General features: G+C 61.3%; 14 protein-coding genes and 2 rRNA genes. 12 read left to right on the top strand and 4 right to left on the bottom strand.

The window, feature by feature from the left end; translation table 11 throughout:
* Window positions 1–5223, top strand: a 5223-nt coding sequence (locus M5G17_RS26275) for an immunoglobulin-like domain-containing protein (protein WP_273895774.1), incomplete at its 5' end; no start/stop codon positions are given.
* A gap of 158 nt (window positions 5224–5381) precedes the next feature.
* On the top strand, window positions 5382–5726 hold the full coding sequence (locus tag M5G17_RS26270) for a tryptophan synthase subunit beta (RefSeq protein ID WP_273895773.1): 345 nt from the start codon (window positions 5382–5384) through the stop codon (window positions 5724–5726).
* Window positions 5727–5763: 37 nt separating this feature from the next.
* On the opposite strand, the gene lapD is transcribed toward M5G17_RS26270, so the two are convergent.
* A complete protein-coding gene (lapD, locus tag M5G17_RS26265; RefSeq protein ID WP_273895772.1) occupies window positions 5764–7710 on the bottom strand; it encodes a cyclic di-GMP receptor LapD in 1947 nt (648 codons plus the stop codon).
* 10 nt (window positions 7711–7720) lie between these two features.
* On the bottom strand, window positions 7721–8413 hold the full coding sequence (lapG, locus tag M5G17_RS26260) for a cysteine protease LapG (RefSeq protein WP_130262251.1): 693 nt from the start codon (window positions 8411–8413) through the stop codon (window positions 7721–7723).
* A 311-nt stretch (window positions 8414–8724) separates the two neighbouring features.
* Between lapG and M5G17_RS26255 the strand changes: the two genes are divergently transcribed.
* From M5G17_RS26255 to M5G17_RS26210, 10 genes are all read left to right on the top strand, one after another.
* The gene (locus M5G17_RS26255; protein ID WP_273895771.1) at window positions 8725–9417 is read left to right on the top strand and encodes a GntR family transcriptional regulator; all 693 of its coding nucleotides are present in this window, start codon (window positions 8725–8727) and stop codon (window positions 9415–9417) included.
* A 111-nt stretch (window positions 9418–9528) separates the two neighbouring features.
* On the top strand, window positions 9529–10086 hold the full coding sequence (locus tag M5G17_RS26250) for a thioesterase domain-containing protein (protein ID WP_273895770.1): 558 nt from the start codon (window positions 9529–9531) through the stop codon (window positions 10084–10086).
* 604 nt (window positions 10087–10690) lie between these two features.
* Window positions 10691–11467 (top strand): DUF3050 domain-containing protein, encoded by a 777-nt coding sequence (locus M5G17_RS26245; protein ID WP_273895769.1) that lies wholly within the window; start codon window positions 10691–10693, stop codon window positions 11465–11467.
* Window positions 11464–12411 (top strand): diiron oxygenase, encoded by a 948-nt coding sequence (locus M5G17_RS26240; protein ID WP_273895768.1) that lies wholly within the window; start codon window positions 11464–11466, stop codon window positions 12409–12411. The genes M5G17_RS26245 and M5G17_RS26240 overlap by 4 nt, the downstream gene beginning before the upstream one ends.
* Complete coding sequence (locus M5G17_RS26235; protein ID WP_273895767.1) at window positions 12408–15866, top strand: non-ribosomal peptide synthetase; 3459 nt, start codon at window positions 12408–12410, stop codon at window positions 15864–15866. Before M5G17_RS26240 ends, M5G17_RS26235 begins: the two co-directional genes overlap by 4 nt.
* 29 nt (window positions 15867–15895) lie before the next feature.
* The gene (locus M5G17_RS26230) at window positions 15896–16363 is read left to right on the top strand and encodes an SRPBCC family protein (RefSeq protein WP_273895766.1); all 468 of its coding nucleotides are present in this window, start codon (window positions 15896–15898) and stop codon (window positions 16361–16363) included.
* Window positions 16364–16489: 126 nt separating this feature from the next.
* Complete coding sequence (locus tag M5G17_RS26225; RefSeq protein ID WP_273895765.1) at window positions 16490–16993, top strand: sigma-70 family RNA polymerase sigma factor; 504 nt, start codon at window positions 16490–16492, stop codon at window positions 16991–16993.
* A gap of 6 nt (window positions 16994–16999) precedes the next feature.
* Complete coding sequence (locus M5G17_RS26220) at window positions 17000–17965, top strand: FecR domain-containing protein (RefSeq protein WP_273895764.1); 966 nt, start codon at window positions 17000–17002, stop codon at window positions 17963–17965.
* A gap of 166 nt (window positions 17966–18131) precedes the next feature.
* The gene (locus M5G17_RS26215; RefSeq protein WP_273895775.1) at window positions 18132–20570 is read left to right on the top strand and encodes a TonB-dependent siderophore receptor; all 2439 of its coding nucleotides are present in this window, start codon (window positions 18132–18134) and stop codon (window positions 20568–20570) included.
* 85 nt (window positions 20571–20655) lie between these two features.
* Window positions 20656–21834, top strand: a complete 1179-nt coding sequence (locus tag M5G17_RS26210) for a PepSY-associated TM helix domain-containing protein (protein ID WP_273895763.1) — start codon at window positions 20656–20658, stop codon at window positions 21832–21834.
* Between the two features lie 143 nt (window positions 21835–21977).
* Here the strand turns inward: M5G17_RS26210 and rrf (M5G17_RS26205) are convergent.
* Both rrf (M5G17_RS26205) and rrf (M5G17_RS26200) read right to left on the bottom strand, forming a co-directional pair.
* Window positions 21978–22093 (bottom strand): 5S ribosomal RNA (gene rrf / locus M5G17_RS26205).
* Between the two features lie 110 nt (window positions 22094–22203).
* Window positions 22204–22319 (bottom strand): 5S ribosomal RNA (gene rrf, locus M5G17_RS26200).
* Window positions 22320–22421 lie beyond the last annotated feature (102 nt).

The raw sequence follows: 22421 nt of genomic DNA, 5'->3' as shown, positions 1-22421 counted from the left end.
ACCAACAGCATCACCGGCACCACCGGCGGCAACTACGAGAAGCTGGACACTGCGGGCAACCCGGTCACCACCGTCACCGACGGCCCAGGCACCGAAGACACCACCGGCCTCAAGCTGACCGCGACGCCAACCGTCAACGAAGGCGGCTCGATCACTTACGTGGCCAAGCTGACCAACCCGGCCGGCACCGAGATGAAAGTCACCCTGAGCAACGGTGAGACCATCACCATTGCCAAGGGCCAGACCGAAGGCAAGATCACCATCGCTGCGCCAAGCGACGACGTCTACATCGACGCCGGCAAGCTGAACGTGACGGTTACTGGCACCACCGGCGGCGACTTCGAGAAACTGGCGGTGGATAACACCCCAGCCATCACCGACGTCAAAGACACCATCGATACCTCGACGGTCACTCTGACCGCTACTCCAAGCGTAACTGAGGGTGGCGTGGTCACTTACACCGCCAAGGTCACTGCACCGGTTACCGGTTCGGACCTGGTGATCAACCTGGCCAACGGTCAGCAGATCACCATCCCGGTTGGCGCAAGCTCCGGCACCGTGGACTTCGTTGCACCCAACAACGTGCACACCACCAACCCGGCGCTGACCAACAGCATCACCGGCACTACCGGCGGCAACTACGAGAAGCTGGACACCGCGGGCAACCCGGTCACCAGCGTCACCGATGGCCCGGGCACCAAGGACAACACCGGCCTGTCGCTGACTGCTACCAACTCGGTGGCTGAAGGCGGCAAGATCACCTATGTGGCCAAGCTGACCAACCCGGCCGGCACCGAAATGAAGGTGACCCTGAGCAACGGTGAGACCATCACCATTGCCAAGGGCCAGACCGAAGGCAAAATCACCATCAATGCGCCAAGCGACGATGTCTACATCGACGCCGGCAAGCTGAGCGTGACCATCACCGGCACCACCGGTGGCGACTTCGAGCAGTTGACCGTGAGCAACGTGCCGGCGGTGACCGACGTCACTGACACCATCGACACCAGTACCGTGACCCTGACTGCCAGCACCAACAGTGTGGTCGAAGGTGGCGTGGTCACTTACACCGCCAAGGTCACTGCGCCGGTTACCGGTTCGGACCTGGTGATCAACCTGGCCAACGGTCAGCAGATCATCATCCCGGTCGGCCAGAGCACCGGTACCGTGGACTACGTTGCACCGAACAACGTGCACACCACCAACCCGGCGCTGACCAACAGCATCACCGGTACCACTGGCGGCAACTACGAGAAACTGGTCGGCACCGGCAATACCAACGTCAGCGTCACCGACGGCCCGGGCACCAAGGACTCCACCAGCCTGATCCTGACCGCGACCCCGACCGTCGCCGAAGGCGGCTCGATCACTTACGTGGCCAAGCTGAGCAATCCGGCCGGGACCGAGATGAAAGTCACCCTGAGCAACGGTGAAACCATCACCATTGCCAAGGGCCAGACCGAGGGCAAGGTGACCATCGCCGCCCCTGGCGATGACGTGTACATCGATGCCGGTAGCGTCAGTGCGAAAATTACTGGCAGCACCGGTGGCGACTTCGAAGAGCTGAAGATCGACGGCTCGTCCGCCGTGACCAGCGTCACCGACACCATCGACACCACCAACCTGACCCTGAGTGCCACCTCATCGGTCGCTGAAGGCGGCAACATCACCTACACCGCCACCTTGAGCAACAAGGCGCAGACCGCGGTCACCGTGACCCTGAGCAACGGTGCAAGCATCGTCATCGACGCTGGCAAGACCGAAGGCAAGGTGGTCGTCGCGGCGCCTGCGGATGATGTCTACATCGATGCCGGCAGCGTCAACGCCAGCATCACAGGTGCCACCGGTGGCAACTTCGAAGACCTGGCGATCAACAAGCAGCCAGCTGTCACTCAGGTGACCGATACCATCGACACCACCACCGTCAGCATCAGCGGCACCACCTCGGTGGCCGAAGGTGACTCGGCCAACTACACCCTGACTCTGACCAACAAGGCGCAAACCGATGTGGTCATCAAGCTGACCTACAGCGGCACCGCCACCAATGGTGCGGACTACACCGGTGTGGCCACCGTGGTGATCAAGGCGGGTAGCAACGTCGGGACCTTCAGCGTGCCGATCATCCGCGACGGCATTGCCGAAGGCGCCGAGAACTTCACCGTGAAGATCGACTCGGCCACTGGCGGCAACTTCGAGAACCTGGTGGTCAGCGGTAACGCGGGCAGTGTCACCACCACCATCGTCAGCAATGAGGCACCTGTTGCCGCAGGCGGTGCCGTGACCGGTACCGAAGACACCGACCTGGTGCTGGGCTGGAGCAACTTTGGCATCACCGACGCCGACACCCCAGCGGCCAACCTGGGCCTGACCATCACCAAGCTGCCCGCCGATGGCGTGCTGCAGTACAAGGATGGCAACGTCTGGAAAACCCTGACCGCAGCTGATGCCGGCAAAGTCTTCAGCAAGGCTGACATTGACGCTGGCAAGTTGAAGTTCGTGCCGGATCGCAACGAGTCGGGCATCGACGCCAACGGCGGCACCGGCGTGGGCAACAAAGAAGCCGACTACGCTCAGATCAAGTTCAAGCCAACCGATGGCCAGGGCCTGGGCAACGAGGCCACCATCAAGGTCGATATCACTCCGGTGGCCGACAAGCCTGACCTGAACATTGGCAGCAACAACGTCAATTCGGTCGGCCTGGTCAAGGAAACCTGGAACAGCCTCAGCGGCCTGGGTACCAACGGCAACGGCATCACCGGCGATGCGTTGAAGACCGTGTTCGACAACTCGGGCAAGGCCAACAGCAGCTCGCTGGTGACCAACGCGCAGTCTGACGCCAGTGTCGTCGGTGGTTCGGGCTCGAAGACTTCAGGCCTGATCTACCTGGAAGCGGGCAAGACCTACAGCTTCAGCGGTGTGGGTGATGACAGCCTGCTGATCACCATCGGTGGCAAGAATGTGGCCCAGGCGACCTGGGGCGCAGGCGGTGCGATCAGTGGTTCGTTCAAGCCGACCATCAGCGGCTACTACACCCTGGACATCTACCACGCCAACCAGAGCGGCCCGGGCAGCTATGACGTCAACCTGTCGGTCAACGGCAGCACCCCGGTCGACCTGAACAACGCCAACATCCCGATGTACCCGGGCGTGAACGAGCTGAGCAACGCCGGCGTCACCGTCGGCGAGCTGCACGGCAACAACGGCGAAGGCTACTACCAGGGCTACAAGCTCAATGAAGGCGCCGAGAACGGCACCGTCAAACTGGTCGGTATCTCCACCAACCTCACCGACACCGATGGCTCGGAAACCCTCAACGTCAAGCTTGGCGGCATCCCGGCAGGTTCGGTGCTCAGCGATGGCGCCGGGCACACCATCACCGTCGGCAAGGGCGAAGTCGATGTCACCGGCTGGAACCTCAACGGCCTGAGCATCAAGCCGCCAGCCTATTACCAAGGCCAGTTCGACGTGACCGTTACCTCGCGGGCCACCGAGAAAGCCAACGGCAGCACCGACTTCACCCAGGGCACCATCAAGGTCACCGTTTACCCGGATACCTATACCACCAGCAACCTGACGGCCGAAAACGACAACCGCGACCTTGGCACCGGTAACGACATCGTCGTCGCCGACGTCAACGGCCTGCACGTGGTCCCTGGCCAGAACTACAACCTGGCGTTCATCGTCGATACCTCCGGCAGTATGAAAGCCGCCGGTGTGGACGCTGCGCAGAAGTCCCTGCAGTCGGTGTTCGACACCCTGGCCAACAGCGTCAAGGGTGCCCAGTCGGGTACCGTGAACATCCTCCTGGTGGACTTCTCGACCCAGGTCAACAAGAGCGTCTCGGTCAACCTGGCCGATGCCGGTTCGTTGCAGGCGCTCAAGGATGCGCTGAAGTCGATGTACTCCAACGGCGGTACCAACTACGAGGATGCCTTCAAAACGACGGCCAACTGGTTCCAGAACCTCAAGGATGCCGGCAACACCGGTAGCAACCAGACGTTCTTCATCACCGATGGCCAGCCGACCTATCACCAGGCCTTTGAGCAGGCCAACCCGACGCTGGCGTACTCCAACTGGACCCTCGAAAGCTTCCTCAAGGCGATCAACTACAAGCCGGGCGATACCCTTGACCGCTACAGCCTGGATGCCAACAACCGGGTCAGCATCGACGTCGACGGGAACCTGAACGCCCAGTACAAGTACTACGGCACCTGGTACACCCAGACCTCCGGCACCATCCGAGCCGAAGGTGACGGCACCTTTGAGCTGTCCAGCCGTTCCGGTTGGGGTAATGGAACCAGCAACGACACCTGGAACAACTCGCTGGACGGTTTCAAGATCCTCAGCGGCCTGTCCAGCGTCGAAGCCATTGGCCTGAACAACGGCGTCAACGTCAACGACCTCAAGCCGTTCGACAGCGACGGCAAACCGCAGACCAACATCGACCCGAGCAAGCTGGCCGAGGCCATCCTCGGACACACCGAGGCCACCAAGCCGGGCAACGATACGGTCAGCGGTGGCGATGGCCATGACATTCTGTTTGGCGACTTGGTCAGCTTCGACTCGATCGCCGGCAACGGTGTCGAGGCCATGCAGGCCTACGTGGCAGGCAAGCTGGGCGTGACCCTGGGTGACGTCGATGGCCGCGTGCTGCACCAGTACATCACCGAGCACGTCAGCGAGTTCGATGTGTCGCGCAGCAACGATGGCAACGACATCCTTATCGGTGGCGACGGCAATGACATTCTCTTCGGCCAGGGTGGCAACGACTACCTCGATGGCGGCAAGGGCAATGACATCCTCATCGGCGGTACCGGCAACGACACCCTGCTGGGAGGCGAAGGCAACGACATCCTCATCGGTGGCAAGGGCGACGACATCATGACCGGCGGTAGCGGTGCCGATACCTTCGTGTGGAAGGCTGGCGACACCGGCAAGGACGTGATCAAGGACTTCAAGCCGACCGAAGGTGACCGTCTGGACCTGAGCGACCTGCTCCAGGGCGAGAAGGCCAGCACCATCGACAACTTCCTGAAGATCACCACGGTCAACGGCGAGTCGACCCTGCAGGTCAGCTCCGAAGGCAAGCTCAACACCTCCGGAGGCCTGGCCAATGCCGATGTGACGATCAAGCTGGAAGGGGTCAACTGGGCCAACACCACGATCAACTCGCTGGTGAGCGGCGCCGACCCGACCATCAAGATCGACCACTCCAATAGCTGATCCACGGTATGCGCCAGCCCATTGAGGGCTGGCGCAATGCTTCGGACTTTCCCTGTACCGTATTCACAGCGCATACTCGCTGGCCGGGGCTAGACGCCCGGCCAACTTGGCCTATGCTGCTGACTGCGGATACGGACTGATCTTCAGAGGGATACCCCATGTTCTACGTGCAACGCAATGCACAGGGCCAACTGGTCCGGGTAGAGGCCGCACCCTACGCCGAATACACGGAGATGCTCCCGGCAGACCATGCCGAGGTCCAGGAATGGTTCGCCGATGATGTCGTCGAAAATAGCCTGAAGCAGCTCAAGCAGAGCGACCTGGACATGATCCGGGTACTTGAGGACTTGATCGAGGTACTGACCACCAAAGGCGTGATCAGCATTACCGACCTGCCGCCCGGCGCTCAGGCCAAACTGCTCAATCGCTCCAGCGCCCGTGAAGCCCTGGGCGGCTTGAACAACCTGATCGATGACAGTGAAGAAGGCGGTGGCCTGATCTGACTGCCGCAGGCCCGTTGCGGGCCTGCAGCCGCTTGCCTCAACGCCAGGGTGCCGGCTCGCCCACCAGGCGTCCCTGAACCCCCTGAATCCCCATCTCGCGCAAGACCTTGAGCTCACCTTCGGTTTCGACCCGCTCGGCAATCAGCGGCAAGTCGATGCTGTGTGCTGCGCGCTGGATCGCTTCGATGAACAGGCGCTTGTGGCGCTCTTGGTCGATGGCGCGAATGTAGCTTCCGTCGATCTTCAGATAGGCCAGGCCCAGGTGTGCCAGGTTGCCGATCATGCTGAAGCGGCCACCGAAACGCTGCAGGCTGAGGCTGAAGCCCAGGGCGCGCAGGCGCCGGGTCAGTTGTTCGAGTACTGCCTGCTCCGGCAGTTGCTCTTCACCGATTTCCAGGGTCAGGCGCGGGCCCAGCACGGCGTTCTGGCCGAGCAGCTCATAAACCCGCTGCAACGCCTTGGGATCGGCCAGGGTCGCCGCCGACAGGTTCAGGGCCAGCGCTTCGTTGTGGTTGTGCATGTGCTTGAGCACCTGTTCAAGCATCAACACATCAAGCCGCGCCGACCAGCCAAAGCGCTCCAGCCACGGCAGGAAGCGTCCGGCGGCAATGGCCTGGCCCTGGGCATCGAGAACCCGCGAAATCACCTTGTAATGCAGCACACGCTCCGGCGCATCAGCGGCTACCACCGGCTGGAAGAACAACTGGAAGCGCCCTTGCTGCAGCGCGTCATCCAGCATGTGGTGCCAGGCATGGTGCGTGTCACCGGCCTGCGGTGCGGTGCCCTGCTCAAGGCACACCCAGCCAGGTTCCTGCTGGCTCTCGGCGCGCGCCAGGGCTTCGTCAGCGAGCTTCAACAAGGCCTGCGGCTCATCGCCCGGGTTGTAAGGGGCCATGCCGATGCAGGCAACCGGCGTCACATCGCTGGCTCCGGTGTCTGCCAGGCTTTGCAGGGTCACTTCCAGGGCCTGGGCCAGCTGGATCGCCTCTTCGTGCACCAGGCCCGGCGCCAGCACGGCGAACTCGCCGCCACGGCTGCGGGTGATCAGGTTGTTGGTTTCCGGGTAATTGGCGCAGGTGCGTTGCAACTGCTGGCCGACCGCCTGCAGCAACTGATCGGTACGTTGCCCGCCCAGGCGCTGGTTGAGCCCGGCCAGATCCTTGACCCGTAGCAGCAACAGATAACCCGGCCGCGCTTCCTCAAGGTTGCTGACCAGCGCGTTGAGCTGCATCTCGAAATAACGGCGGTTCGCAAGACCGGTGAGGCTGTCCTGGTACGATTCGACCCGCAGCTTCTCGCTACGTTCGGCCTGTTCCTTGAACAGCGCCTTGAGCTTCTCGACCATCTGGTTCATGGCCTGCACCACCCGGCGCAGCTCCGGGGTGCGCGGCAGGTCGGGCAGGCTGAGGAACTCGCGGCGGGCAATGGCATGGGACTGCGCCACCATGTAGTCCAGCGGCTTGAGCTGACGGCGCAGCAGCAATGCGCCGAGTACCGCACTCAGGGCGCCGCACAACAGCAGCCAGCCGAGGCTGCCCAGGGCACTCTGCCAGAGCTTGGCCAAGGCGAACATCGGATGGCTGACCACCTCGACCCGCGCCGCCTGCTGCCAGCCGCGGCTTACGATGGCATCGCCACCGGCGGCTTCCAGGCCGATCAGGCGAATGAACCAGGCCGGTACGCCGCTGGCGTCAGGCTCGGCATGTCGTTCGACGAGCAAGGCGTTGGAACCCGTGTCGATGACCTTGATGCTCGAATAGTAACCGCTGTCGAAAATCGAGCTGACCATCAGCTCGACCATCGCCGGGTCGTCGATATTCGGCGTCAGCGACAACGCCAGGGCCGTGGCGGCATCCTGGGCGTGGGAACGCAACTGGTTGACGTACTGGCTGCGCGAGCTCTCCAGGCTGACCATGAAGCTGCCGCTGAAAGCGACTACCAGGAACAGGCAGATGGCCAGCAGCAATTGTTTGAACAGTGACATCTGTGCTCCTTCAGTAAGCCGGCTCGGCGGGGAAGCCTTCGGCCTGCATCTTCTTCAATAGATCCTGCCAGCGCGACAAGCGCTTGGTGTCACCGACTTTCTTGTTGCCACCTGCACCGGTCAGCCACAGGCCTTCACCATTGAAGGAATACACCGGCAACAGGTCAGGCCGCTGGCTGGCGGGCTTGATCGCGTCGATCAGGCTGTCGAGCACCAATGGCATGGCCTCCGGGCTTGAATAATAGGTCAGGACCATGTGCGCGCGATTCTGGCGCAAGGCTTTGACGTAGGTAATACGCAGTTTTTCGGCGGGCACACCGAGCCGGCGCAGGCTGAAATACTTGGCGATAGCGTAGTCTTCGCAATCACCGGCGCCCTTGAGCAATGACTGCACTGGGGTCGCCCAGTAATCAACTTCGCGCCACAGATCGATGTCTTCGACGTAGCGCAGTTGCTGGTTGAAGAACAGGTTGACCACTTTCAGACGCTCGGCCTCACTGCCCTGCTTCTGGGTTGCCAACAGGTTCTGCCAGGCATCGATACGGCCCTGGCCAGGCCCAAGCGGCCCATACAGCGACTGGGCGCGGCGGCTGATCTGGGAAAAGTCCCAATCCGCCTGCAGGCCACCCAGCAGCAGGCAGCCGAGCACCACGGCCAGGCCAAGCCGGCGCAGGGTCAATTGAACAGCCCAACGTATCGCCAATGCGAATTATCCGCGCAGACCTGTGATAAACCGTCGATGGTGCGGCCTGAATCCGGAAAAGACAATGGCACGTTACAATCATTGAGCCATCAATCCGTTGATCCCCGGCAACCCCTTGTCAGGCGTGGCTTGCGCCCCTGACTTCCCTTGAAGAAAAACTTCCTTCACGATAGCAAGTACGCGGCCATTGATGAGTGCCTTGTTAGCGTCAATCTGAAGGTAGGTCCGCGCGGTTTGACAAGTAAATCTCCCCTAACTACTGTTATTGGATCCTGGATCCAATACCCGATACGACTTCAGGCAGAGACAGCGTGGCCGAAAAAACCAAACTCCTGAGCGATATCCTGGGTGGCGAACAAGTTCCGCCACACTTGGCTCGTAGCGTGATTGAAGAACGGCTGCGCAGTGCCATCCTCGACGGCCGACTGGCCCCCGGGATGGCCTTGCGCCAACAGGAACTGGCCACCTTGTTCGGTGTCAGCCGCATGCCGGTGCGCGAGGCGCTGCGCCAGCTTGAGGCGCAGTCACTGCTGCAGGTGGTGGCACACAAGGGCGCGGTGGTCGCACCGCTGATCGGTGAGGATGCCGTCGACACCTATGCGCTGCGGGTCATTCTGGAGTCCGAAGCGTTGCGCCAGTCGATTCCGTTGCTCAACGCCGACGATATAGCCCTGGCACGCAGCTATATCGCCCAGCTGGAAAACGAAACCCGGCATGCCGAAATCGGCCGCCTGAACCGCCTGTTTCACATGACCCTGTACAGCAAGGCGGGCAATCAGAAGCTGCTGCGCCTGATCGAGAACGAACTGAACGAAGAAGAACGCTTCTTACGCTTTCACTTGTCGTCCATGGGCCTGGGCAAGCTGACTCAGGATGACCATATCGGGCTGGTGGATGCCGCAAACGACAAGTCGGTTGAAGACGCCATCGGGATCCTTGAGCGCCACCTGAACAACGGGGCAAAAGCCATCAAAGCCTACCTGAGCAGACAATCGGCAGAGTGAATTCACAGCCATTTGCTGGCAATCCCGGTCAATGGCAGCACGTCAGCTCGGGGCACACCTTGAGCCAAAGGAAAGGCAGTGCACGCTCCCACTTTTCAGCGCAGAACCGTTATGGCTTCTGCCCAGCCACCGCGGATCCGTCTGATCTGCCTCGCTTGCAGTCAGGACCACCTGAGCCAGTACCGCGCCTGGTCAGCAGAGCTCAATGACCAGATCGAGCTGGTGACGGTCAATGTCCTGGCCTACGGTAACCTGAACGTTGCCCAGCCCCTGCAAGATCATCGCCCCCTGATTGCCTCACTGCTCGAACGCCTGCAGGTTTACTTGGGTAAACCCCATGCCCTGTTCGGCCAGGGTCCGGGCGCGCAACTGGCCCTGACCCTGGCCCGGCACACCGAGCACGTGCATCCGGGGCAAACCCGCCACTTGTTTGTCTCCAACTGCGACAGCCCACTCCCCCCTGCGCCTGATGATGCGCAAGACCAACTGAACGTCCCGGTCACCGCGCTGTACCGATCAGGGCAACTGCCACGGATGCTTGGCTGGCATGACTTCAGCGCCCGAGAAATCGAGCTGATCGAACTGCCTGACGAACCCGTCGACGGCCCCCAGCGCAACCAGCGCCTGATTCAAATCATCAACACACATCTGGGCCTGCTCAGCCTCTGACTCCCCCCAACGCAGTACCTCCAGCGGTGTGCTCGCACCGCTGAATTGTCTCCTGCTGTTTCAGCCAGCCATGGCGGTGCTCGCATTTTCGGCACACTCTTACCCGCGCAGCGACCGCTGATCGCCACCAGGCGGGCCAGGTCGTCTGCCTATCGCACACCTGCAGAAGGAGCCTCGCGCCGGGCAAGGACCGATATCGATCAGCTGCCCCCAAGAGTCAACCAGGTCCGACTTGCATTCTTCAGTGCTTCGAGTGAGGCATTCACTCACGTTGTTTCTATTCTGGCACTCCCTGACCGGAAGGAGCACTTACTTATCAATAAAACTTAACTTACAAGTTTTAATTAGCACACTTACGCCCAATAAACCCGCCAAAAAATATAACTAACAAAGTTATTGCAATACACTTCAAAGTTGAACTAGCTTTTTAATGGCACGGGCGATCCCAGCCTGCAGCAGGGCGACAATCGGAAAAATTGACGCTTACTGCATCGATATTGCTGACAACGCGCTTTCTATCGAATTAAGCCATCGAGGCCCCTGCTCGGCCCTGAAAACTATAAAGCATCTCTAACCGGACATTGATCTCTGACGAGGGAACACCATGAACTCATTAGCCTCGCAACTTTCCGCCCGCAAAGCCGAACTTGCCGCACACCCCATCTTTGCTGAAATAGATGCGTTGCCGGTATTGCAACGATTCATGGAAACCCATGTATTTGCCGTCTGGGACTTCATGTCGCTGACCAAGCGCCTGCAGCACGAGCTGACCTGCATCCAATTGCCCTGGCTGCCTCCTCTTGACCCCTGCGCAGCCCGCCTGATCAACGAGATCGTCCTCGGCGAAGAGTCGGACGACCGCCTGAGCCAGGGGCATTACAGCCATTTCGAGTTGTACCTGGACGCCATGCGCGAAATCGGCGCCAGCACGACAGTCATCGAGCGCTTTGTCAGCCTGCAACGTGAGGGCGTTGGTTACACCAGCGCACTACAGCGTTCTGGTGCCAGCGAGGCGGCCCGGCATTTCGTCTGCAACACGCTGCAGACCGCCCTTGAGGCGCCGGCCCATAGCGTTGCGGCGGCCTTTCTGCATGGGCGTGAAAGCGTTATTCCAGGCATGTTTCAGCGCATCCTCGATAACTGGGGCATCACTGGCGAACAGGCGCCGACCTTCCGCTACTACCTGCAACGGCATATCGAAGTCGATTCTGAGGACCATGGCCCGGCCGCCGAAGCCCTGCTGGCACGGCTGGTAAAAGACGATCCGGTAAAACAAAACCAGGTGCTGGAAGCCGCCATCGCTGCCGTCGACAGCCGCATCGCCCTGTGGGACCGCCTGCGCCTGTCGATGCGCGAAGCCGTGGCGCAGGTGAGTGCATGAGCGCCCTTGACTACCACTCCTTCGCCGAGACCTGGGAGAGTCGGGCAACCATACGAACCCGGCCGCGGCGCCTGGTCGAGGACGATCAGCGCCTGTTCTACCCGCTCAGTCGCCAGCCCCTGGTGCTCACTGCGACCTTTATGCGCGAGTGCCCGCAGCAGCGCGATTTCGCCCTGATCCAAAGCTTGTACAAGTTCATCAACGACGTGGTGATTTTCGAGACTGAGATCGTCGACTACACGGCGCGACGGATCGCCAAGGACCGCTTTGCCATCCGTTTTCCATTTGCCTGTCGCTACGACGCCATGACCGTGGTGGTGGATGAGGACTACCACGCCCTGGTGGCCATGGACTTCATGCAGCAGACCATCGCCCTGAGCGGGGTCGAACCGATTGCCCTCCCCCGGGAAATCGAACTGAGCCGGGCCATACCTGCCGCCCTGGCGCTGGCACCGGAACACTTGCGCGACGCCATTGAGCTGATTTGCGTGGGCATCGCCGAGAACACCCTGACCGACGATGTCGCGGCGTTTGCCCGGGATGACACGGTCAAGCCCTCGATCAAAGGCCTGATGGCCGACCACCTGCTCGATGAAGGCCGCCATTCCACGTTCTGGGCGCGATTGGTGCGTATCTACTGGCACAGCGCAACCGAGGCAGACCGACAGTGCATTGCCGAAATACTGCCGGTGTTTCTAGCCCAGTATCTGACCAACGAGATCCAGAAAAACTTTGACTTCGCCCTGATCGACCACCTGCAGATCAGCGCGGCCGGGCGTGAAGCGCTGCGCCAGGAGGTGACAGCCATGGCCTATCCGATCGACCACCGCCATCCGTTGCTGGGCAACATCCTGCGCCTGTTCAAAGCCAGCGCGATGCTCGACTCGCCGTGCGTACAGCAGGCCCTGGCGCACTACCTGCCCGAACCAAGGAGACAGCCATGAGACGCCTGGAAATCCTGATGGTCGGCGCCAGCCCCGCACTGACCCTGCTGCACCAACACCTGCTGGACCACGGCCACGCCCTGCACCTGGCCAACAGCGCCGCGGCCTTGCAACAACGCCCGTGGCGCCAGCCACAGTTGCTTATCGACGACGGCAGCCTGGCGCTGTCTGCCAGCGAATGGCACGGCCTGGGCGACTGCACACACTTGAGCCTGCGCCTGGGGCTTCACCGGCAAAGCGACCTGCACAGCGCTGGCGAACTGCCGACACTCGAACTGTTGTGCTGGACCGGCAGTACCACCGCACAGCGGCTGATCGAGCACCAGCGCCTGGCCCCGGAGAAGTCCGGCAATGGTCAGCAGTTGCGCCTGCAGGCCATCGCCAGCCTGCAGGAAATGCTCGCGCTGCACGTCAGTCGGCTCTCGCGAAACCCCGAGTACCTGCAGCAAACGCCCACCATCAACCCTGGGCAGGAAGATCAGCAACAAGGCCTCAGCTGGCTTGAGCAACTGGCCTGGTTTCATCGCTTCAACCAACGCGACAATCAATCATTGCTCGCCGCTGCCGAGGTACCGCTGATCGAGCGGCTGCAACAGAGCCTGCAGGTTCATGCCGACCGCCCGGCGCTGAACCTGAACGGCCAGCGCATCAGTTACGCTCAGTTGCACGCCCAGGCAGCCGCGATCCAGCAGCAGTTGCCGGCTCCATCGGCGGGCAGTGAACCGCCGGTGATCGGCATTTGCCTGGGCAAATCCGTTGCGCTCTACGCCAGCCTGCTCGCCGTGCTCGGCGATGGGGCGGTGTACTTGCCCCTGGACCCGGCGCACCCGGTCGAGCGACTGCGCTACATCCTCGCCGATGCCGGTGCCAGCTTGCTGCTGCATGACGGGCAGATAGCACTGGATGACCTGACCGTGCCCAAACTGGACCTGCGCCAGTTGCCTGAGCCGCTAACGCAGCCGTTGCCATCATTGCTACGCCGGCGACCGGCGCCAGACTCCCCCTGTGTAGCGATCTACACCTCGGGCACCACCGGCCAACCCAAAGGCGTGCTGCTCAGTCAACGTAACCTCAGCCATTTCCAGGCCTGGTACAGCGCGCATGTGCAATTGGACCCGCGCAGCCGCGTGCTGCAATTCTCGACCATCAGCTTTGATGCCTCCTTGCTGGACATCCTGCCGACCTGGGTGTGCGGTGCCGAACTGGTGATCCCCAACCAGGACCAACGCCGCGACCCGGCGCGCCTGCTGGCGTTGCTGCAAGAGCAGGACGTAACACATGCCTTTTTGCCGCCGGCACTGCTGAGCATCCTGCCCCGTGAACAGGTGACCGGCCTGCGCCACCTGATCACCGGCGGCGATGTCTGCGAACCTGAAGTGATCGAGCGGCTGGCCGGCCAGTGCCAGTTGCACAACATTTACGGCCCGACCGAAGCCACCGTACTCGCCACGACCCGGGTATTTGCAAGCGGCGACAGCAACCGCAACCTTGGCCAGCCGATTAGCAATGCCCGAGTGCTGATTCTCGATGAGCATATGCAGCCGGTCACCGAGCAAACCCCTGGCGAGCTGTATCTGGGAGGACCGGGCGTGGGGATTGGCTATGTGAACAACCCACAGCTGAGCGCCGAGCGCTTCGTCAGCCTGCCGCTGCCCGACGGCAACTCGCTGCGCCTGTACCGCACGGGCGACATCGGCAAATGGACAAGCGCCGGCATCGAGCTGTGCGGGCGCCGTGACAACCAGGTAAAAATTCGCGGTTTTCGCGTCGAACCGGAAGAGATCGAACACTGCCTGCGCCGCAGCAACCTGTTTCGTCAGGTAGCAGTGGTCATCGATGGCCAGCGGCGGATCCTGGCATTCTGCGCACAAGCCAATGCCGGCGATGCTGAAACCGGCTTGCGCCAGCATGCCGAGCAGCAACTGCCCGACTACATGCGTCCGGCCTTTTACCAGCAACTGGCGCAGATGCCCTACACCGCCAACGGCAAGATCGATCGCCAGGCGCTGCTGGCACTGCCATTGGGGTTGGCGCCAGGTACCTTGCACGTAGGCCCGGTAACGCCGGTCCAGGCACAACTGGTGAGCATCTGGCGCGACCTGCTCGAACTGCCCGAGGACGACATTTCCACCGATGCCAGTTTCTTCAGCCTCGGCGGCCATTCGATCCTGCTCTCGCGCCTGTTGCTGGCGATCCGTGAGCGATTCGGCCGCGGCATTCCGATCAATCAGTTTATCCAGATGCCCACGGTGCAACGCCTGGCCACCTTGCTCGACGGTGAGCAGGCACAGGTTCAAGGCCTCGATCCGCAAGCCGAACGCGATGCCTGCCGCCCGCTGAATCTGCAGGTGCTGCCGATGGCGCAACTGGGCGATGTGCACAAGGTGATCGTCACCGGCGCCAACAGTTTCCTGGGTGTGCATCTGGTCGAAGCCTTGCTTGAATGGGGCGCCAGCGAAGTCGCATGCCTGGTACGTTCCAGTGCTGACCAGTCAGCGCAGCAACGCTTTGGCGCAGCGCTGCTGGAGAATGGCTTGCACGGCCTGGACATGAGCCGGGTGAAAGTCTTCGCGGCCGACCTGCGCCAGCCGCACCTGGGTCTTGCCGAGGCCGAGTACCGCTACCTGGACGGCGAATATGGTGCACTGCTGCACAACGCTGCGCAGGTCAATCATGTGCTGGACTACCAAACCTTGGCCGCCGATAACGTCGAACCGCTGTTCGAGTGCTTGCGCTTGTGCGAAGGGCGGCGCAAGAAGCTGTTCAACTTCGTCTCGACCCTGTCAGCCTGCAGCGCCATCGATGCCGACGGCAAGGTGCTGGAGCAGGACCCGGCCAGCACCCCGCCGATCTATATCCGCAACGGCTACAACCTGAGCAAATGGGTGGCCGAGCGCATCCTCCAGCGCGCTCGCAACCAAGGGGTGTGGGTCAACCTGTATCGCCCCGGCAATATCACCTTCGACAGCCGCAGCGGCGTCTGCCAGCCGCAACGCAACCGCCTGATGCTGATGCTCAAGGGATCGTTGCAGCTCGGCCAGGTGCCAGCCCTGGAGCTCAACTTCGACCTGATGCCAGTGGACTTCCTGGCCCGCTTCATCGCTTTCCACAGCAGCCGTTACCAGGCCGGCCAAGCGGTGTTCAACCTGCACAACCCCGAGCCTCTGAGCTGGCGAGACTACGTCTCGGCGTTTCGCGACAGCGGCCAACTGTTCGAGCTGGTCAGCGTCGAGCAGTGGCAACGGCAGTTGCAGCGCGTCGACCGCAGTAATGCCCTGTTCGATGTACTGGGCTTCTACCTCGACGGCTTTGAGGAAGACATCGGCGACATCTCGCGAATCGAGCACGGCAATGCGCGCGCTGGCGTTGCGCGCATGGGCGCGCGGTACCCGGCAAAAACTCCGCAGTTACTTCAGCGCGGCTGCCAGTACCTGCACGACATCGCGTTCATCTGACCCCTTTCCACCCCAGCAGGAGATACCCCATGCAAGCCCTTCAACCCGACACACTTATCCACAACCCTGATGGCTGCTGCGTAATCGCCCGTGTTGACATCGCCAGCGATGCCGCCAGCGTCTGGAACATCGTTGGCAATTTCGCCGGTTTCCCGGTGTTTATCCCGGCCCTGGCTCACATCGAGATGACCGGCAGCGGCGTACGGTCGGTGCGCAAGAAGCTGTTCAAGGACGGCAACGTGGTCATCGAGCAGCTCAATAGCCGTGACGATCAGGCCATGTACATGACCTGGAGCCTGATCTACACCAGCCTGAACATCGGCAACCTGTGGGCAGCGATGCAGGTCGAGGCCCTAGGCGAGCGCCAGGCGCGGGCAACCTGGACCATCCAGGCCGAGCCATGGGAAGGCGGCAGCGAGGCGCTGCCGGGCTTTCAGGCGTTTTTGCAGGGGTTTGCCGATGAGGCGATGGGCAACGTGAGGAGTTTGTTGAGTTAAATCCGATCGCGGGGCAAGCCCGCTTCTACAGGAGCGGGCTTGCCCTGATCAATAGTTGCAAAATAGTTCAAGGATGCCAACAATGAGACTAATTATCATTCATGACCCCTTCAGCAGCGCACCGTCATGCCCTCTCCAGAGTCCGTGCACATGCTTTACAGCCACCACCACAGCTGGCTGAACACCTGGCTGCGTAGCAAACTGGGCAATGCCGCCGACGCTGCGGACCTGGCTCAGGATACCTTCGTACGCCTGTTGCAACGGCGCGAACAACTGGAGCTGACTGCACCCCGTGCGTTTTTGCGCACCATCGCCCGTGGCCTGGTGATCGACCATTGGCGGCGTGAAGAACTGCACCGCGCTTACCTCGAAGCCCTGTCACACCTGCCAGAGGCGGAGGTGCCATCGCTGGAAACCCGCGAACTGCTGCTGGAGTTGCTCGAACGCATCGCGCAGATGCTCGATGGCCTCAAGCCCAAGGTCCGCCGCGCCTTCTTGCTGGCGCAATGTGAAGGCATGACCCACCAGGAAATCGCCGAACACATGGGGGTGTCCCTGCGCTCGGTCGAACGCTACGTGGCCGATGCCCTGTATCACTGCTACCTGCTGCGCTACGCGGCCGAGGCCTGAATTGGCATGCCCCCCCTCAATCCTGGCCCACGGGTAGTCAAGCAAGCCATCCACTGGATGCTCCAGCTGCGTGAAGACGGCCACAACCTCCATTTGCAGCAGCAGTGCGAACAGTGGCGCGCCGCTCAGCAGGAGCACGAACTGGCTTGGCAACGGCTGCAATCGCTGCATCAGGAACTCGACCTGCGTGCCATGCCAGGGGCAGGCGTGGCCTTGCAGACCCTGGAGAACGGCAGCCAGCGCCTGCAACGGCGTCAGGCCTTGAAGCTGCTCAGTGGTGTACTGGTACTCGGCTCGGCAGCCTGGCTCGGCAAGGACCTGGAAGCACTGCGCCCCTGGACCTCTGACGTTGCCAGTGCCACAGGCGAACAACGCAGCCTGCGCCTGCCGGACGGCTCGTTGCTGCAGCTGAACACCAGCAGCGCTGCCGACCTTGCCTTCGATACCAACCAACGCCTGATTCGACTCAAACATGGCGAGCTGATGCTGACCTGCGCCAAGGATTCGAGCACCCCGGGCCGTCCCTTGCTGGTGCGCACCCGCGATGCCTTGCTGCAAGGGTTCGACGCTCGTTTCGTGGTTCGCCAGGAGCATGACTGCACGCGCGTCAGCATCAGCCAGGGCTGCGTCGCCCTGCATCACTCGGGGGCTTTGCAGTGGCTGCAGTCAGGCCAGGCCTATCGCCTCGACGCCCGGGGCGCCACCGTGCTGAAGAATCAGGACATGGATGCCGGCGCCTGGGCCGAGGGGCTGATTGTCACGCGCGACATGCGCCTGGGCGACTTTCTTGCCGAGGTCGGGCGCTATCGCCACGGTTATGTGAATTGCGCCGCAGACATTGCCGACTTGCGCCTGTCCGGGGTGTTTCGCCTGGACGATACCGACAAGCTGTTGCAACTGCTGCCGCAGACGCTACCGGTGAAGGTCAGCTATCGCACGCGCTGGTGGGTACGTCTGGAGCGGTTAGCGTGAAGTAACTTTTTTGGCGGGTTTTTCCAGCGAGTCCGGCTAGGACAGTAAGCGACTCCTTCTGCCCTTACCGACTCTACGGATGCTCTCCATGCGTAATGCTTCGCCCCTGCTGCGGCTCAACAAAAAGAATGATTTTCAACCTGTCTTAGATTCTGCCACCGGCAGCATGCTGGGCAAGGCCATCCGCGCCGCGCTGCTTGGCACTGCCCTTGGTATCACTGCTGTGCCGGCGGTGACGCTGGCCGCCCAAACGGGCAGTGTCAGCCAGCAGTACAACATCCCCGCAGGCTCCCTGGATGAGGTGCTCAACCAGTTCGCCCGCAAGGCCGGCATCACCTTGTCGAGCACCCCGCAAATGACCCAGGGGTTGCAGTCGCCAGGCCTGCAAGGCAGTTACGCCACCGACCAGGCGTTGCGCCAGTTGCTCAACGGGTCGGGCCTGGAGGCCGTCAGTCAGGATGGCGGCAGCTATGTGCTGCGGGCTCAGCCACAGGACGCCGCGCTGTCGCTGCCGAGCACCGAAGTACGCGAGTTCGCCCTGGGTAACGCCCTGGGCAGCATGGAAGGCTACAACGCCACCCACAGCCAGGTGGCAACCAAGACCAGTGCGCCGATTCTGGAAACCTCACAATCTGTATCGGTGGTCACTCGTCAGCAAATGGACGACCAGGGCTCGCAGACCGTGGCCCAGACCATGCGCTACACCCCGGGCGTGCTGACCAACCCCTATGGCGCCACGCACCGTTACGACTATGTGGCCATGCGCGGCTTCAACGACGGCTCTGTGGATAACATCTACCTGGACGGCCTCAAGTCCATGGGTGACAGCGGCACCTACAGCACCATGCAAGTCGACCCGTACTTCCTCGAGCGAGTGGATATTCTCAAGGGGCCGTCTTCGGTGCTCTATGGCCGCAGCTCACCCGGTGGCCTGGTCGCCCTGACCAGCAAGAAGCCATTGTATGAGGCCTATCATCAAGTTCAGGCCAGCGTTGGCACCCAAGGCCAGCGTGGCGTGGGATTCGACTTCAGCGGCCCGCTGGATGACGACAAGCGCATTGCCTACCGCCTGGTGGGCCTGGCCGATCAGTCCGACACCCAGTTCGACCACAATAAAGAAAAACGCTTTGCCCTGGCACCGACCCTCAGCATCAACTTCAGCGAAGACACCTCGCTGACCCTGCAGGCTTACCTGCAAAACGACCCTGACGGCGGCTACCACGCCGGCGTGCCAGCCGATGGCGCACTGCACCAACGCAATGGCCAGCGTATCTCCGATCATTTCTTCGAAGGCGAGCCGGGGATCGATCGCTACGAGCGCGATCAGCAGTCGTTCGGCTACCAGTTCGAGCATCGCTTCAACGACGTGTTCACCGCACGGCAGAACTTCCGCTACCTGGATTCGACTGTGAAAATGGACCAGGTGTACGCCTGGGGCTGGACCACGCCGACCAGCAACGAACTGAACCGCTACTACACCGGCGGCGATGAAAAACTGCACGCCTACATCATCGACAACATGCTCCAGGCCGAATACTTCACCGGTAGTGCCAAGCACACCACTCTGCTGGGCCTGGACTACCAGCGGCGCAAGACCGTGGTCGACTGGCGCAGTGGCGCCCTGGCACCGATCAATGCTTTCGATCCGCAGTACGGCAACTCGGAAATTACCTACTTCGACCCCACCAGCTATCTGCGTCGCCTACAGCAGACCGGCGTGTACCTGCAGGACCTGATCGAGCTTGACCAGTGGCGTTTCTCCCTGGGCCTGCGCCAGGACTGGGTGAAGACCTCGGATGAAAACCGCATCGCCGAAGCCAGTCGCCCAGTGGGTACCAAGATCAGCGACGAACGCACTAAGCTGACAGGCCGCGCCGGTGTGCTGTACCTGTTCGAGAACGGTATTGCGCCGTATATCAGCTACTCCGAGTCGTTCAACCCCAACTCCTACGCCGACCAGTCGGGCAACCCACTGGCACCGACCGACGGTACCCAGTGGGAAGCCGGTATCAAGTACCAGCCGCCGGGCACCGACAACCTGTTTACGGCCTCGGTGTTCCGCATCGAGCAGGAGAACCTTGCCTCCAAACTGCCGCAGGAAGAATTCTACCGCCCTGTCGGCCAGGTCCGTTCCCAGGGCCTGGAACTGGAAGCGCATATGCAGGTCACCGACAACCTCAAAGTCCTCGGCAGCTACACCTTCACCGATATTGAGTACGCCAAGTCGATGCCAAGCACGCTGTTTGCCAGCGACCTCGATAACAAGGGTAATTCGCCGACCCAGGCGCCACGGCACATGGCCTCGCTGTGGGCTGACTACAACTTCCGCCAGGGCGCCCTCGATGGTCTGCGTCTGGGTGGCGGTGTGCGCTATGTCGGCTCAAGCTGGGTCGACGCCGAGAACACCATGAAGGTGCCCTCCTACACCCTGTTCGATGCTTCGCTTGGCTATGACCTGGGCAAGGTCGGGCTCAAAGGTGTCGATGTACGGCTCAATGCCAACAACCTCACCAACCAAAGCTACATCGCGTCCTGTGCCAGCCTGAGTTACTGCTACATGGGCGAAGAGCGCAATGTCAGTGCCACGGTCAGCTATCAGTTCTGATCCCACCTGTATGAACGCCAAAGCCAGCGCCTGAATCCGGGCGCTGGCTTTGTTGCATCTGGCAACTTGCTGCGGACCTTTGCTCATGCGTCAGCTTTACGTATTGCTACACCGCTACCTCGGCCTGATCACCGCGCTGTTTCTGGCCCTGGCCGGCCTTACCGGCAGCGTCCTGGCCTTTCATCACGAACTGGACGAGTGGCTCAACCCGTCGTTCTACGAAGCCCCTGCCGTGGGTGAACGACAGCAACCTGGTGTGCTTGTGGATAAGTTGCAGGCCGAGCACCCGCGGCTGCAGGTCTGGTACATGGAGTACCCGAACGAACCTAATCATGCGGCGCTGCTGGCGATGGTGCCGCGCAACGATCCTGCGAGCGGCGAGCCCTATGCCGAGAAGAACACCGTGTTCTATCTCGATCCGGTCAGCGGCCTGACCCTGGGCCAGCGCTACTGGGGCGAATGCTGTTTCTCCCGCGAGAACTTCATGCCGTTCATGCTCGAGCTGCACTACAGCCTGACCCTGCCTGGTAACTGGGGGATTCTGCTGATGGGCGTGGTGGCGATCATGTGGGTGATCGACTGCTTTATCGCCGTGCTGCTGACCTTGCCCCGTGGGCGGCCGTTCTGGGGCAAGTGGGCGAAAGCCTGGAAGATCAAAGGTGGCCATGCCTATCGGCTGAACATGGATATCCACAGGGCGGGCGGTTTGTGGTTGTGGTTATTGCTGCTACCGATTGCGATCAGCAGCGTGGCGATGAACCTGCCGGCTCAGGTGTTCAAACCAGCGGTGTCGCTGCTCTCACCGGTCGAGCCAAGCGTCTATGAGGCCCGTGGCGCCCTGCCCAAGGAGCAACTGGGGGCTACCCAGCTGAACTATCAACAAGCCTACCAGCTGGCGCAGCAGGAGGGTCGGCGGCTGGGGCTAACGGCACCGATCGGCGAACTGTATTACAGCTTCGAGTACAACTTTTACGGCGCAGGGTTTGGTCAGCACGATACCGATGCTCAAGGTAAGTCCTGGCTGTTCTTTCACGGGACTGACGGGCATCTGCTGGGCAAGGAGATTGCCGGGCAAGGCAGCCTGGGGGAACGCTTTTACCGCCTGCAGCTGCCCATACACGGCGGGCGCATCATCGGGATGACCGGGCAGGTGCTGATTGCAGTGCTGGGGGTGATGATTGCGGTGCTGTCGTTGACCGGGGTGTACATCTGGTGGCGCAAGTTGCAGGCGCGGCGCAGTGGGAAGGTGCGCAGGGCTGGGTGATTAGAAGGGATCGTAGGGGCTGCTATGCAGCCCATCGCTGGCAAGACCAGCTCCCACAAGGATTGAGTAGGCTTGAGGAGCTTTAGCAGTTACCAGAAAGACAAAACCCCTGTCTGCAGGGCAGACAGGGGTTTCGGAATGAATCTTGACGATGACCTACTCTCACATGGGGAAACCCCACACTACCATCGGCGATGCATCGTTTCACTGCTGAGTTCGGGATGGGATCAGGTGGTTCCAATGCTCTATGGTCGTCAAGAAATTCTGTGTGCCGGTCCGTCTGTTGCGACGTGCCAGCGAATTCTTGATGCTTCTACCCTAAAGACAAAACCCCTACCTGCATACGCAGATAGGGGTTTCGGAATTTAATCTTGACGATGACCTACTCTCACATGGGGAAACCCCACACTACCATCGGCGATGCATCGTTTCACTACTGAGTTCGGGATGGGATCAGGTGGTTCCAATGCTCTATGGTCGTCAAGAAATTCTGTTGCCAGAAGGTCTTGTTTAAGACACTCCAGCGAATCGGGTATGTGATGTTTGTGAGTTACAAATCTTCGGCTGTGTGTCTTCACAACAACCGC

Source organism: Pseudomonas rubra (assembly GCF_028656935.1).
Lineage (GTDB): Bacteria > Pseudomonadota > Gammaproteobacteria > Pseudomonadales > Pseudomonadaceae > Aquipseudomonas > Aquipseudomonas rubra.
The sequence above is the reverse complement of the archived record's forward strand: the minus strand, read 5'-3'. Positions and strand labels throughout refer to the sequence as shown.

What these genes read in the sequence shown, in the direction of transcription:
- M5G17_RS26270 (WP_273895773.1), top strand. Translation starts at nt 5,382, where the DNA reads ATGTTCTACGTGCAACGCAATGCACAGGGCCAACTGGTCCGGGTAGAG.
- lapD (WP_273895772.1), bottom strand. Translation starts at nt 7,710, where the DNA reads ATGTCACTGTTCAAACAATTGCTGCTGGCCATCTGCCTGTTCCTGGTA.
- M5G17_RS26250 (WP_273895770.1), top strand. Translation starts at nt 9,529, where the DNA reads ATGGCTTCTGCCCAGCCACCGCGGATCCGTCTGATCTGCCTCGCTTGC.
- M5G17_RS26245 (WP_273895769.1), top strand. Translation starts at nt 10,691, where the DNA reads ATGAACTCATTAGCCTCGCAACTTTCCGCCCGCAAAGCCGAACTTGCC.
- M5G17_RS26240 (WP_273895768.1), top strand. Translation starts at nt 11,464, where the DNA reads ATGAGCGCCCTTGACTACCACTCCTTCGCCGAGACCTGGGAGAGTCGG.
- M5G17_RS26235 (WP_273895767.1), top strand. Translation starts at nt 12,408, where the DNA reads ATGAGACGCCTGGAAATCCTGATGGTCGGCGCCAGCCCCGCACTGACC.
- M5G17_RS26230 (WP_273895766.1), top strand. Translation starts at nt 15,896, where the DNA reads ATGCAAGCCCTTCAACCCGACACACTTATCCACAACCCTGATGGCTGC.
- M5G17_RS26225 (WP_273895765.1), top strand. Translation starts at nt 16,490, where the DNA reads ATGCCCTCTCCAGAGTCCGTGCACATGCTTTACAGCCACCACCACAGC.
- M5G17_RS26220 (WP_273895764.1), top strand. Translation starts at nt 17,000, where the DNA reads ATGCCCCCCCTCAATCCTGGCCCACGGGTAGTCAAGCAAGCCATCCAC.
- M5G17_RS26215 (WP_273895775.1), top strand. Translation starts at nt 18,132, where the DNA reads ATGCTGGGCAAGGCCATCCGCGCCGCGCTGCTTGGCACTGCCCTTGGT.
- M5G17_RS26210 (WP_273895763.1), top strand. Translation starts at nt 20,656, where the DNA reads ATGCGTCAGCTTTACGTATTGCTACACCGCTACCTCGGCCTGATCACC.